At 47.6% G+C, this 14,122-nt stretch carries 12 protein-coding genes; 4 read left to right on the top strand and 8 right to left on the bottom strand.

The features are described from left to right. The first annotated feature begins 3 nt into the window (after positions 1 to 3). Positions 4 to 549, top strand: coding sequence for a hypothetical protein (locus tag EK374_RS02780; protein ID WP_127019925.1), 546 nt, complete (start codon positions 4 to 6; stop codon positions 547 to 549). A gap of 40 nt (positions 550 to 589) precedes the next feature. Then, positions 590 to 949, top strand: coding sequence for a VOC family protein (locus tag EK374_RS02775; RefSeq protein ID WP_127019923.1), 360 nt, complete (start codon positions 590 to 592; stop codon positions 947 to 949). A gap of 12 nt (positions 950 to 961) precedes the next feature. Here EK374_RS02775 and EK374_RS02770 read toward each other — a convergent pair whose 3' ends face one another. The 4 genes from EK374_RS02770 to EK374_RS02755 all read right to left on the bottom strand — a co-directional run bounded on the left by EK374_RS02770 (position 962) and on the right by EK374_RS02755 (position 6,798). Then, positions 962 to 2,440 (bottom strand): CehA/McbA family metallohydrolase domain-containing protein, encoded by a 1,479-nt coding sequence (locus tag EK374_RS02770; protein ID WP_127019921.1) that lies wholly within the window; start codon positions 2,438 to 2,440, stop codon positions 962 to 964. Positions 2,441 to 2,503: 63 nt separating this feature from the next. Next, positions 2,504 to 5,206, bottom strand: coding sequence for a TonB-dependent receptor (locus tag EK374_RS02765; protein ID WP_127019919.1), 2,703 nt, complete (start codon positions 5,204 to 5,206; stop codon positions 2,504 to 2,506). A 210-nt stretch (positions 5,207 to 5,416) separates the two neighbouring features. Further along, positions 5,417 to 5,887: an FKBP-type peptidyl-prolyl cis-trans isomerase gene (locus tag EK374_RS02760; RefSeq protein WP_127019917.1), complete on the bottom strand. Its 471-nt coding sequence runs from the start codon at positions 5,885 to 5,887 to the stop codon at positions 5,417 to 5,419. Positions 5,888 to 6,015: 128 nt separating this feature from the next. Continuing rightward, positions 6,016 to 6,798, bottom strand: coding sequence for a DeoR/GlpR family DNA-binding transcription regulator (locus tag EK374_RS02755; protein ID WP_127019915.1), 783 nt, complete (start codon positions 6,796 to 6,798; stop codon positions 6,016 to 6,018). A 150-nt stretch (positions 6,799 to 6,948) separates the two neighbouring features. Here EK374_RS02755 and EK374_RS02750 point away from each other — a divergent pair, with 150 nt between their 5' ends. Further along, positions 6,949 to 8,112 carry an MFS transporter gene (locus EK374_RS02750; RefSeq protein ID WP_206099270.1) on the top strand — a complete coding sequence of 388 codons (1,164 nt, stop codon included), beginning with the start codon at positions 6,949 to 6,951 and terminating at the stop codon, positions 8,110 to 8,112. Between the two features lie 153 nt (positions 8,113 to 8,265). Beyond that, entirely contained in the window at positions 8,266 to 8,529 is a 264-nt protein-coding gene (locus EK374_RS02745; RefSeq protein WP_127019913.1) for a DUF3297 family protein, read from the top strand. 127 nt (positions 8,530 to 8,656) lie between these two features. Here the strand turns inward: EK374_RS02745 and EK374_RS02740 are convergent, their stop codons facing one another. From EK374_RS02740 to EK374_RS02725, 4 genes are all read right to left on the bottom strand, one after another. Beyond that, positions 8,657 to 11,650: a TonB-dependent receptor gene (locus EK374_RS02740; RefSeq protein WP_233280320.1), complete on the bottom strand. Its 2,994-nt coding sequence runs from the start codon at positions 11,648 to 11,650 to the stop codon at positions 8,657 to 8,659. A 15-nt stretch (positions 11,651 to 11,665) separates the two neighbouring features. Continuing rightward, on the bottom strand, positions 11,666 to 12,655 hold the full coding sequence (locus tag EK374_RS02735) for a FecR family protein (protein WP_164731802.1): 990 nt from the start codon (positions 12,653 to 12,655) through the stop codon (positions 11,666 to 11,668). A gap of 26 nt (positions 12,656 to 12,681) precedes the next feature. Then, positions 12,682 to 13,173, bottom strand: a complete 492-nt coding sequence (locus EK374_RS02730; RefSeq protein WP_127019909.1) for an RNA polymerase sigma factor — start codon at positions 13,171 to 13,173, stop codon at positions 12,682 to 12,684. Positions 13,174 to 13,309: 136 nt separating this feature from the next. After that, a complete protein-coding gene (locus EK374_RS02725) occupies positions 13,310 to 13,948 on the bottom strand; it encodes an NAD(P)H-dependent oxidoreductase (protein WP_127019907.1) in 639 nt (212 codons plus the stop codon). Between the last annotated feature and the right edge of the window lie 174 nt (positions 13,949 to 14,122).

Here is a 14,122-nt window from a genome sequence, read left to right as displayed (position 1 = left end):
AAGGTGCAAAAACCAGTGAATATTATTACTCAACATGATTTGCTGGACCTGCTGCTGCAACACTATCAAGCCGACATAGGCAAAGATTTCACCGCCTATCGTCATCATTGTTTCAGAGTGCTGAATCTGGCATTTTGGCATTCGGATCACTCAGAACAATCACTGGAAAAAATAGCTCTAGCTTGTGCTTTTCATGATCTGGCGATCTGGGTCTGTCATAACTTCGACTATATAGATCCGTCCGTGGCTTTAGCTCAGCAGTATCTGCAGCAACAAGGGCTGTCGGACTGGTCGGCGGATATCAGTTTATTGATCAGTGAACATCATAAAGTCACAGCTTGTGGCGACAATAAACTGGCTGAGGCTTTTCGTAAGGCAGACTGGACAGATGTTTCACTGGGTTTGCTCAATTTTGGTTTAGACAGAGCTCTGCTGCGGACTTTATATCAAACCTTCCCCACTGCCGGTTTTCACTGGCGGTTGGTGCAGCTTTCTGCGGCTCATTTTGTAAAACATCCACTCAAACCACTGCCGATGTTTAAATGGTAAGGTAGTGAATGCACTGGTTTTTAAATAAAGGAAATGCACAATGAACAAAGATGGAAAATTAAACTACGTCGAACTTCCCGCCAAAGATTTAACCGCCACCAAAGCTTTTTTCAGCGCAGCTTTTGATTGGAGTTTTGTCGACTATGGCCCGGATTATGTCGCCTTTTCCGATCAAGGCTTAGACGGTGGCTTTTTCCGTTCAGAACAATGCTCCACCAGTGCTACAGGCGGAGCTTTATTAGTGTTTTACAGTGCAGATATCAAGGCCGCTTTAGCCAAAGTACAGCAGCATGGTGGCATTGTGATTAAGCCTATTTTTGACTTCCCTGGCGGCTGCCGTTTCCACTTTACCGAACCCAGCGGCAATGAGTTTGCGGTTTGGTCAGAGTCTAAAGACTAAGCCGGACTGAGCTTAGTCCTGAACCAGTTGAATAAACACCGGATTGCTGTAAAACCATAAGTCCTGCCAGGGGTTTTCACCTTTGGCATCAGGCTCTGGTTCCAGCTCATTTTTATTGTTGGTGCCCCGCAAACGTACATACTGGCTTTTGCTGACTTTACCCAGCGGTAGCTCAAACTGGCTGTAGCCGTCTTTAATGCTCCAGTCGGCTGAGTAAAAACGTTTAGCGACTTTGGTATCTGGTGTTTCGTCGCTGTTACGATTGTTCACCGGCCCTGTGAACAGACCCTGGATCACGTCCACCCGCTGTACTTCCGGGTTAAAACCACCGCCGTTGTTGCTATCTGGGTCGCGAAAACGCACGCGCAGCACCAGCTCATCATCAGGTTTTACTGTGAGTGTCTGGCCTGCTGTAGCGGTTTTAGTGGAGTTTTTTACTGCCACTTCGACAAACAAAGCATCTATTAAATCGCCAGTGGTGACAAAAACCTGACCGGCTTTGAGTGCTGCAAAAATGCTGTCGTAGTTTTTATCTGCATAGACATAAGTTTTGGCGTATTGACCAGGCCAGAAGTCGGCCCAGCCATCAGTGTAATGACCATGGCTGTCGGACACGCCTGTCACCCACCAATTCCGGCCTTCGCTGAGTAAACTATCCCAAACCCCACCTAAACGGGCTGTCATCTGGTCGTAGCCGCCCATAGTCGGATAATCCGGGTATTCGCCGCGAATGGCATTTGGGTCTGTGCTGCCATCCGGATTTAAAGTCGCAGCCTGATGGCCTTCAGCGCCCGTCATACCTATGACCACATCGGGCGCTGTATCCTGCCAGTCACGTAATTGCGCTGGAGTCACTTTATTGTACTGCCGAAAACCAGTGGCTAAACGTGCCGGGTGATTGACCAACAGCAAAGGTTTATCCGGTAATTCATTCATGGCTTTTAAGGCTTGCAGCATAAAAGCATCTTCGGCTTTTTCCGGCCCAGGCGGCACCCCCTGACGGCCGTTGTAGCGGCTTTCTATCTGGTACAGCTGCTCTGCTTCTGTTGCCCTGTGCGGCATAATAAAACTGGCATGGCGACCACCAGGGCTATTGCCCGGCACATCAAATTCCATACCGTAAAACTGCAAAATCTGCGGTAAAGCTTTACGTGAGGCCACAAGTTCAGGATAAGCCTGCTCCAACGCCAGTTTGGCGCGGTTTGGCCCACCGTGATCAGTGACCACCATCCAGCTTAAGCCGTAATGTGACGCCATTTGCGCATTGAGCGGAATCGAATATTTAGCATCGCCACCTAAAATAGGGGCTGGCGGAAACACAGAGTTATCCCATTTCACACTGTAATGGGTATGCACATGGTGATCACCGGCCAGCCAGCTTTTGCCTTGTTCAGTCTTAACTACCGGATGAACCTGTTGGCAGGACGCCACCAGCAAAGTCAGGACTCCAGCCAGGCCAATCTGCTTTTTATTCACTACAAAAGTTTTCACTCACTACACCTTAGGAATTATAAAACAGCCCTGACCCGACAGAATCAGGGCTTTTTAACCAGATTAGAACTGTACTGTTACCCCAGCCATATAAGTCCTGCCACTAAAGGTAGTGTTATAGGCTCTGTCGCTGGAATCACTGTACAACTCATCCCGCACATTGGTCAGGTTTATCGCTTCCAGGTTCAGCTTTATACTGTCGCTTAAGCGATAAAATGCAGAGAAATCAACGTTGGTTGTGGCATGGTAACCACGTTCGTCATCGTCAATCGAGCCGCTTTCCACACCTGTGATGTAATCACTGCGATAAGCGGCAGCAACACGGGCGCCCCATTGTTCAGCTTCGTAATACAGCGTGAAGTTGTAGCTTTGTTTGGATAAACCAGGAAAGGCTTTGATTTGATCTTTGCCTGAGTTTTCCACGTTACGATACAAGGTGTTACCGTCTGCCCAAGTGTAGTTGGCAATCACACCTAAGTTATTAAACGGCTCTGGCAGGAAATCCAGATCCCGTTGCATCGCCAGTTCAAAACCTTTGATGGTGGACGAATCAGAGTTTTGTGGTGACGACACGTTAAAAATGTCGTTTACCGTTTTGCCTTTTGGTAATAACTCTGCCGGTAAACCCAATTCGCTGTAAACAATCTGCTGGGTTTCAGTGACGATAAAGTTATCGATATCTTTGTAAAATACAGCGGCCGACAACAAACCTACATCTTCAAAATACCACTCTAGCGCTGTATCAAAGTTATCCGATTCAAAAGGTTGCAGATGTGGGTTACCCACTGAAATCTGGCCTATATCATTTTCACCCAAAGAGGTTTGGCTAACGTTGGCCGAAAACGCCATAGCGCCTAACGAAGGACGAGTCATGTTTTTGCTCAGGCCAGTACGCCAAATCACGTCTTCAGCAAACTCGTAGGCAATATTCAGGCTTGGCAAATAATCAGAATAATCGCGCACCATCTCTGTTGGAATGCCTTTCGACAAACCTTTTGAGCTCAGCTCTGTACTAAAGTAACGCACGCCGATATTAGCGCGCAGCGGCATACCTGCCACATCGTATTCAGTATCGTAAACCAGATAAGCAGCCTGAGTTTCTTCGGCTAAATCATAAGCCGAACTTTCCACTGTGTAGGCATCTGTTAAGGTGAAATCGGTCAGGCCATAAAAGGCCTGTAACGCCGCCATATCACCTTGTAACCAGCTCTTGTCCGGGTGACCGTTAAACAGTTGCACCTGTTCTGCCGTCAGAGTTTTTACGCCCTGATTCTGCGGAGTGGCTTTATTGGTTGGGAAATCCTGCGCGACCCGCTCAAAACCTGAATTAGTGAACTTTTTATAGTTGGCACCAAATTTCAGGCTGGAACTGTCGGTTAACGCATAGTCAAAATCCAGCTTGGCATTATCAAAGTCGGAGTAGATAAAGTTCGACTGGAAATACAGATCCTTGACTGTGTAACCTTCCAGCGAGGCCACATCAAAGCTTGGCGAATAGCTGTGACCGTAAAAAGCGTCCTGCGTGAAATCAGTAATAATGTTGACGCTTTTTTTCGCTTCAATATTGAGTTTATTCACACGAGGCTGCTCGTAATCGGAAGAGCTGTGGCCAACCAGAGCGCTCATTTTTAGATCGTCAGTCAAAGTCCAGTCTGCGGTTAAACTGGCCTGATTTAATACCGACTCGTTGCGATCCTGGCGGTTTTCGTTACGCCAGGTGGCGTTTTTATAATCGGCATACATTACTTCTTTGCTGCCGTTGTTGTCGCGCCACACCAGGCTGTTGACCGTTGAGTTATCTTTTACCGCCATATGATGTTCAGACAGTTGGTTTTCCAGTTTGCCGTGCATCAAATCCAGCACCAGGCTGAAGTCTGAATTGGGTTTATATTGCAAAGCTGCGGTAATACCTAAACGGTTTTGATCATTTTCCCAGACCGAATAACGGTGACCACGAGGGAACCATAATTCACCTGAATCCAGTTCAGCCTGCAATTCAGTATTGGTGGCATCAGCCGCTTTTTTGCCACCTTCACGACGCCAGCGTGTGGTGTTGGTGCCGTATTCGTTGGTCGCTCTGTCGCTGTATGCCACAGACACCAGCGCACCAAAATCTGACCAGGTATTCGACAATAAAGCCGCGATACGAGGATCTGTGCTGTCGGTATTGCTGTTGGTGCCTACCTGAGCGGAGACAGCAGCCTGAGCACCATCGTAATCAAAGGGTTTGGCAGTACGTAAATTGACAGTACCAGCTATGCCACCTTCTTCCTGATCGGCAGAAAAGGATTTTTTCACATCAATCTGGTTAAAGAGTTCAGAGGCAAAAATATTAAAGTCAAAAGCTCTGGTCCGGGACACACCACCCCGTGCATCCATAGGCGAAGACGAAGTACCTAAAGCTTCCATGCCGTTGACCTGCACACGGGTAAAATCAGGGCCTAAACCACGCAAAGAAATCTGCCGGCCTTCGCCACCTTCACGGGTAATAGTGACACCAGGCACACGTTGCAGTGAGTCGGCCAGGTTCAGATCCGGGAAATCGGCAATATCTTCCGCCACTATCGAATCCTGAGCGATCATGGCTTCACGCTTCAGATCTTTGGCTTTGATAATAGAGCTACGAAAGCCTTTGACTTCAATCACTTCAGTTTCTGATGCTTTAGCTTCTGTAGCTGATTGAGCCAGCAATACAGGGCTGTAAAAAGCCGGAATTGCGGCCAGCACGGCCAAAGCCAGATGACTCTTGCGACGATTCGTCTTCATAATTAATCCATTATTCCTGTTTAGTTGAGCTGATTGAGTAGTTCTGCCAGGCCTGAAAGCGCAGCAGTCCTCCTAAAGAGCAACAAAGAGTGATTTATGGACAAAAAAATTTATGAAAGTTTTTTTACGGTGGGTTTGAGGATAGCTGTCACTGAAACTGAATCATCAAATTGGTCATTAGAAAGCGGGCTTGTTGCCCGCTCCAAAGCCTTATTGGATCTCAAACAACTCCACATCAAAAATCAGGGTTGAACCGGCCGGGATTTTGCCTGCGCTGCGGTTGCCGTAACCCAGATTGGAAGGGATATAAAAGCGGAATTTATCACCTACTTTCATTAACTGTACGCCTTCGGTCCAGCCGGGGATAACGCGGTTTAACGGGAAAGAAATAGTTTCGCCGCGTTCGACTGAAGAGTCGAATACTGTGCCATCGGTAAGCGTGCCATGATAATGCACCCGCACTTTGCTGCTGGCTGTTGGGTGGATTTCGCCGCTGCCACTTTGTAACACCTCATACTGCAGGCCTGAAGCTGTAGTTTTTACGCCGTCTTTTTTGGCGTTTTCAGCTAAAAATGCACTGCCTTTTTCCAGATTCAGCGCTGCGGCTTTTTGGTTATTGGCGTTGTTGTAGAAGTAATAAGCTATACAGGCAATAACTAAGATAATTAACGCAATTTTCATGGTGAGTCCGATGATGTAAATGAAGTAACAGCATCTTATGTTTTATAAGTGTTTTGGTCAAAACCAGACCTGACAGTCCGCTACAATGCCGAAACAACAACTACTTTACTGGATGCGAAAACTGCATTTCAGGCTGTTGCTGTGCTCAGCCGGATCAATCGCCAGTGAAGCTCCTGAAAAGCCTGCAGTTTGTCGTCAGCTTCACCATCAAGTAATAAAGTGGAAATACCTTCACACGGCATCACTTTATGCCTTGCAACAGCTCCGACTTTATCAGAGGTCAGGGCAATCAGCACTTCACTACTTTGCCGCACTATCGCTCGTTTAAATTCTGCATCCTCAACATCAAGAGCAGTGACGCCCTCGAGGGCATCCAAAGCACAAACGCCCAGCAGACATTGATCAAAATACATGGTTTCTAGTTGTCTGATGGTACCAGGCCCTACTGAAGCCCCCAAACGTCTGTTCAGCTTTCCACCAAGCAAAATAACGTCACACAAAGGTCGATTGATTAACTCGACAGCAATCGCGGGCACATGTGTCACAAAAGTCAGGCGTTGTTCCATACTGACTGCTTTGGCAATGGCCATATTGGTGCTGCCTGAATCAATAAAGACACAACTACCATCGCGCAGCAATTGAGCAGCAGCATGACCCAATCGGGTTTTATCGGCTCCGCTGTTCTGAATACGCTCGGACAAATCACCCACGGCTGTTAGCATACTAACAGCGCCGCCATAGACTTTTTTACATAAGCCCTGATTGGCCAGTTCCTGCAAATCACGACGTATCGTATGTTCAGACACATCCAGTTTTGCTGCCAGTTGAACACAGAGCACACGACCATGCTGACGTAACAGGTCTTTGATCAACGCTTGCCTCTGATCCGGAAAAGAAGCATAATCGAGCATAATAAATCACAAATGAGCAAACAATATGCTAAATACTACCTTTAAGTGCTGGTTTCAGCAATCTAAAGGACAGAGCTTTCGTCACAGAGTGGTATTTATCCTGAAGATATTTGCTCGATTGCGCCGACTTACCACTAACGAGGTTTCCTGATGTCTGATGCGAGTTCCTTAGATAATAGCGTTGCTTGTCTGCCCAAAAAAGACAGAGAAGCGCTTTCAACCCGTGTTATGTTTTTTTGCTCTGGCCTTGCCACTGCAGCCTGGGCTGGCATTATCCCAATAATTAAAGCCAACACCGGCATAGACGACGGCACTTTGGGATTATTACTATTGTGTTTAGGTATGGGCGCTATTTTGTCTATGCCTGTGGCTGGCGCAGTGGCTACCCGTGTCGGTTGCAAACTGGTGCTGCTTGTCACACTTTGCGTTTTTTCGCTGCTGTTAATGCTGCTGCCGCTTGCCAGCAGTACAGTTCAATTAGTGCTGTTGTTACTTGGTTTTGGCTTTGGTATTGGCGCCACAGATTGTGTGATGAATATTCAGGCCATACTGGTAGAAAAAAGAGCAAACAAAACCCTAATGTCTGGTTTTCATGGTTTTTACAGCTTAGGTGGTATTGCTGGTGCTGGTATCATGGTCGCTTTGTTAAGTGCAGGAGTCAGTGCTTTTCATGCCTGTGTGCTGATTGGTCTGGCGATGATGGCCTCACTGATGTTAATCCACAAGGGGTTATTACCTTTTGCCAATCCAAAAGAAGGCCCTTCGTTTGCACTGCCAAAGGGCGCTGTCTTGTTAATTGGTGTGATCTGTTTTTCGTTTTTCCTGGCAGAAGGCACAGTGTTAGACTGGAGTGGTGTTTATTTAACTGAATATCAGGGCGCTGCTCACGCAAACGCAGTATTGGGATTGTTTTGTTTTTCCATCACTATGACCCTAGGGCGTTTGACAGGCGATAAACTGACAGAACGGCTGGGTGCCCGGCTGGTGTTAACCCTGGGTGGTCTGCTGGCCTGCGCAGGTATGTTTTTTGCGATTACCGCGCCGGTTCTGCATTGGGCACTGGTTGGTTATGCTTTAGTGGGAGCTGGCTGCTCCAATATTGTGCCCATTATGTTTTCAGCTACGGGCAAACAGACCAGCATGCCACAAGCTATTGCAGTGCCAGCTGTCTCTACTCTGGGTTACATAGGTGTATTGGCAGGGCCTGCCAGTGTAGGACAGATGGCGCATTTTTTCAGCTTACCTGTAGCGCTTTATGCGATAGCCGTGCTGATTGCTGTAGCCACCCTGTTGTCGCTCAGGGTGAAGATCTAAACTTCTGCTCTTTACCTGTTGGCTAATTCAGGGAGTATAGTCAGGCGGCTCTTGCTCAAACACGGTAACTAATCTTTGTTTGAGCATCGCTCTTGAGCCAAATGCTGGCTTTGCCTACAATGGTGCACGTTTTATTTATTACAGGCCATAGCCATGACAGACACGACCACTCAAGACACAGCAGCACGCCCGGATTTACCGGATCGCCTTTGCACTAACCCACGCAGCCCGCACTTTGTAGCGGCCATTTTTGAACATGAAGTGGGTATTCGCCTGAACGGCAAAGAACGTTTTGATGTGGAAGAATATTGCATCAGCGAAGGTTGGGTGAAAGTGGCAGCAGCCAAAGCGCTGGACCGCCGTGGCCAACCTTTACTGATGACAGTTAAAGGTAAAGTAGAAGCTTTTTATCGTTAAAAGCATACAGCTCGCTCAGACTGTCGTTTGAACGCGAGACGGGCAGGGAAAACCCTGCCCCCGCATTTTCACAGCTAGTGCAATCTAAGCAGCCGTATTTAGCATCAGAAAAATGCAATGCTTCCCATCAAAACTCCGCTGTAACCCCAAGCATATAAGTGCGGCCGCTATAAGTGCTGTTGTAAGCTCTGTCGCTGGAGTCGCTATACAGTTCGTCGCGCTGGTTGGTTAGGTTTAGGGCTTCGAGATTTAGCTTTATATGGGCATTGAGCCGGTAATAAGCTGAAAAATCGAGATTAGTGCTCTCGTGATAACCACGTTCGTCATCGTCGATAGAACCACTCTCAACACCTGTGATGTACTTGCCTCTGTAAGCCGCAGCAACACGAGCGCCCCAAACTTTGGTTTCGTAATACAAGGTCAGGTTATAACTTTGCTTTGATAGGCCAGGGAAAGCTTTGCGCTGGCTCTGGCCTGAGTTTTCAACATTCGGATACAAGGTGTCGCCATCGGCCCAGGTGTAGTTGGCTATCAGCCCTGAATGCTGAAAAGGCGCTGGCAGGAAATCTAAATCACGTTGCAGCGCCAGCTCAAACCCCTGAATGCCGGACGAGCCTGAGTTTTGTGGAGACGAGACATTAAAGATATCGTTGACCGTTTTGCCGTCAGGTAATAAGTCGGCAGGCAACCCCAGCTCGCTATAACGCCGCAGCTCTGTTTTGGTCTGAATAAAGTTGTTAATGTCTTTGTGAAACACAGCCACTGAAGCCAGACCTGCGTTTTCAAAATACCACTCCAGCGCCATATCAAAGTTCTCAGAATCATAGGGTTGCAACTCTGGGTTGCCTGTGGAGATTTGGCCTATATCGGTTTCACCCAGGGAGGTTTTACTGACATAAACAGAAAAGGCCATGGCGTCTAAGGATGGGCGGGTGATATTTTTATTTAGGCTGGCGCGCCAGATCAGATCTTCTGAGAGTTCATAAGCCAGATCCAAACTCGGCAAATAACCTGAGTAGTGGCGATTGATCGTAGCAGGCTGCATAGAGGACACCCCTTGCGAGCTCATTTGCGTGTCGAAAAAACGTAAGCCAAAGCGCGAGCGTAATGGTGAACCTGCAAGCTCTGAGTCGTGGTGATACAACAGATACAGCGCATTGGTTTGCTCCGCTAAATCGTACACTGTGCTACTCAACGTATTGGCAGCCGTTAAGGCAAAATCGCTCAGGCCATAAAAATTCTGCACTGCAGCTATATTGCCTTCCAGCCAGCTTTGGTCCGGATGGCCGTTATAAATTTGCACCTGATCTGGGGTCAGGCTAACCATCCCCTGATTCTTTGGTGTCGCGTTGTTATAGGGAAAACCACTGGCTTCTTGCTCAAAGCCCGAGTTACTGAACTTTTTATAGTGAATACCAAATTTAAGCACATTGTTTCCGCTGAGCTGGTAATCCACATCCAGCTTGGCATTGTCAAAACTGGAATAGATAAAGTTCGACTGGAAAAACAGGTCTTTGACTGTATAACCTTCGATAGATGTAACATCAAAATCAGCCGAAGAACTGCGGCCATAAAAAGCGTCCTGGCTGAAGTCTGTGCTGATGGAGGCTTTTTTCTTCGCTTCAATATTGAGTTTCTGCAACAGCGGCTGGCTGTAGTCGGATGAACTATGGCCCAGCATAGCGCGGATCTGCAGATCAGCTGTGGCTGTCCAGTCTGTGGCCAGACTGATTTGATCAAACACCGACTCGTTATAATCCTCCCGGCTTTCATTACGCCAGCTGGCATTTTTGTAGCTGGCATAGACTACTTCTTTGTCGCCTTTTGCACTTTCACGCCAGATCAGCGAGTTCACCAGGTTATTGTCTTTTACCGCCATATGATGTTCTGCCAGCTGGTTTTCCAACTTACCGTGCATCCAATCCAGCACCAGACTGAAATCCTGATTGGGTTTGTATTGCAGTGCTGTTGTGATACCTAAGCGGTTTTGTTCGTTTTCCCAGACTGAAAATCGCTGACCACGTGGAAACCATAACTCACCAGAATCCAACAGATTTTGCAGTTCAGTATTGCTACTATCGGCCGCTTTTTTGCCGGTTTCCCGCCGCCAGCGTGTGGTATTGCTGCCATATTCATTGGTAGACCGGATGCTGTGAGTGATGGATATCAAAGCACCAAGATCTGACCAAAGCTCAGAGAACACTGCGGAGAAGCGTGGATCTGAGCTATTGGTGTTGCTGTTGCTGCCCAACTGAGCCGAAATACTGCTTTTTGGCCCGTCGTAATCAAAAGGTTTGGCGGTATGTAAATTCACAGTGCCCGCTATACCACCCTCTTCCTGATCAGCTGAAAAGGACTTTTTGACATCAATTTGATTAAACAGCTCAGAGGCAAAAATATTAAAGTCAAAAGCCCGGGTTCTGGACACAGCGCCACGCGCATCCATAGGCGAAGACGAGGTGCCTAAGGCTTCCATACCGTTCACTTGCACCCGGGTAAAATCCGGGCCTAAACCCCGCAATGAAATCTGCCGGCCTTCGCCCCACTCTCTGTTAATAGTAATGCCAGGCAAGCGCAGCAAGGAGTTGGCTAAGTTCAGCGCAGGAAAGTCGGTAATATCGTCGGCCACCAAGGAATCCTGTGCAATCATGGCTTCGCGTTTTAGCCTTTTAGCCTGAGGCAACACTGCTTTGGTCACAGCATTTTGCTCTGCAACTACAGTGGAACGTATAGCTATCACTTCCATAGCTGCAGGCGGTTTTTGACTTTGAGTTGCAGGAATAGCGACAATCACTGCTGGTTTTTCTACTACTGCTTTAGCTCTAATCAACCAGCCTTTTTCGCGGGGAATAGCTTCTAAAGGCTGCTGCGCTAACAACTGATGCAGTGCTTCAGTGGGTTCAAATTCACCATAAAGAGCCGGTGCTTGTCGCCCTTCAAGTAAAGCTGGATCGTACAATAACGGCTGATTTGCCTTGCGGGCAAATTGTAGCAAGGCAGCAGATAAAGGCTGAGATGGCAGGGAGTACAACTGCTTCTGTGAAGCTTCAGCAGCCCATAAAGCAGGGCTTTTGCACCAGCACAAAAGCAATAACACCCAGAGTTCAGGTCGTAACCACACAACCCGCCTCCACTGCTACTCTGACCTACTCAGCCGGATACCGCTACTGTTTTGCTGCAGCGTCAGGCCATAAGCTTCAGTCAAAGCCGATAAGGTTTGTTGGGTGTTGGCCAGTTCAAAACGACCTGCCACCCGCAAATCTGCGACCTCTGCACTGGCACTGACAGGCACCAAAGCCGAGCGGTTTAGCCTGTGCAGTAAATAAGCTAAGGTTTCGTTTTCAATTTCAATCCAGCCAGAGCGCCAGTCGACTAACTGTTGCAAATCCACTTTTTGCACTTCGGATAATTTATTCTGCTGAATACGAATTCGCTCACCACTTTTGAGCAACTGACTTGGGCCAGCAGCGCTAGCCTGTACCTGCACAGCACCTTCGTACACTGTGATATCAATCAGATCCGGGTCGCGATCAATATTAAATTCGGTGCCAACAGCCACTACGCTGGCTTGATCCAGTCGGACTTCAAAAGGCCGTTGTTTGTCTTTGGCCACAGCAAAATAAGCAGCACCCTGGCCTTGCAGTACCTGACGTTTATCTGGCGTAAAAAACACTGTGAGCTGACTGTCAGGCGCTATATCGACCACTGAGCCATCATCAAGCCCTTGTTGCATGCTGCTGGCCTGAGCTGTTTTAAGCTCGTAAGGCGCAGGACTAGAAAACACGCTGCCATTGCCCAGATAAAGTAACATCACCAACACAGAACTGCATGCCATAGCAGCGCCAGCCAGCTGCAATTTAGGCCACTTCAAATTAAGCAATAGGGGAATAGATAACTGCCAACGTTTTAACGGCGAAGGCTGATAAGCAGACAAAGCTTTAGTTAAAGCCGGATCCTGCCAGGTTTCGACCATAGATTGCAGCAGTACTGGGTGTCTGGGATCGGCATCCAGCCAATGGCTAAACCGCCTTTTACTCAGGCTGTCCAACTCACCACTGGCGAGTTTTTCCACCCAACTGGCGGCTTGCAGATACAACTCCTGCTCTGCCTGTTCTTTGCTATTCAACTTTTCTTGTTCATTCAAAATAGGACTCACACAACACGCGACTGATCGATCAGACGCTGAATATCCGCCAGCGCCCTGCTGACATGTTTAGATACTGCATCCTCGCTGATTTGCAGTAAAGCAGCAATATCACTGCGGCTTTTACCCTCCATCCGCAACAACACAAAGACTTGTCGTCTTAATGGCGGCATCGTAGATAGCGCCCGACTAAAGCGATCGACAGTTTGCTGCATGCTGGCCATTTCTTCCGGGTTGGCGCTTTGACACAGCACTTGATCCGGCTCCTCGGCCTGGACTGGTTTTAACCGCATTAACATATGACGGGCCACAGTGAAGGCATAAGCAAGAGGATTCAGAATAGGCCGCTGCTTTGCCTGTTCCAACACACGGGCAATAGACTCCTGAAAAATATCGGCGGCATCAGCACTACTGGCATTTCGCTCCAGATAACGAGCCAAAGGCGCAGCATTTTTTAAGGCCTGATGCACATCCTGCACAGGCTTTTCAACTATCGACATAAAGCCCCCATAGTCACATTCATAGTCAAACCATAGCTGACAGATATGACATTATGTTGACACGATGTCAGAGAGGAAGGGAAAAAGGAATGCTATTTAGCAAGAAGGCCTGTGACGGCCTTCTTTAACTGCAGAATTAATTAATTTCAGTGACAAAGTGTTCGCGGCTGCGACGCACTTTTTGCAGCTTCACCAGCCAGTCGCCTTCATCAGCGCGGTAGCCTAAAGGCAGTAACAATACAGAGCGTAAACCTTTTTCTTTTAAGCCAAGGATTTCATCCACTTTCACCGGGTCAAAACCTTCCATAGGCGTGCTGTCTACTTTCAGCTCGGCTGCAGCAATTAAAGCTGAACCTAAACCAATATAGGCCTGACGGGCTGCATGTTGATAGTTGGTTTCAGCATCACGCTGTGGGTAGGTGTTCAGCAGCATAGCGCGGTAGTTTTCCCAGCCTTCGTTTTTAAAACCACGGATATCATTGGTTAAATCAAACATGGTGTTAATACGTTCAGCTGTGTAGTTGTCCCATGCAGCAAACACCAATAAGTGTGAGCTGTCAGTGATTTGCCCTTGATTCCAGGCGTGCGGCTTAATTTGTTCACGTATGGCTTTATTCGTGATCACCAGTACTTCATAAGGCTGTAAACCACTGGAAGTAGCGCTTAAGCGGATAGCTTCCAGAATAAAGTCGATTTTATCCTGTGAAACAACCTGGCTCGGATCGAATTTTTTGGTGGCATAACGCCATTCTAATTTGCTAATTAAATCAGACATCTGGAACTTCCTAGATACAAAGGGGAAACAAAATAGGGGGCAATTATACCCCTGCAGCCTGCAGTTTTGTTAGTTAATATCAATATGACTTATCACATTTTAGAAGAGTAAACTTTAACGGAGTAGCGTTGAAAATTGAAATTCGAAACCCAATCCACATAAGAGCCAGTTCGC

Origin of the sequence: Rheinheimera mangrovi, assembly GCF_003990335.1 — a bacterium.
Taxonomy (GTDB): domain Bacteria; phylum Pseudomonadota; class Gammaproteobacteria; order Enterobacterales; family Alteromonadaceae; genus Pararheinheimera; species Pararheinheimera mangrovi.
This window is presented reverse-complemented; position numbering and strand designations above follow the sequence as displayed.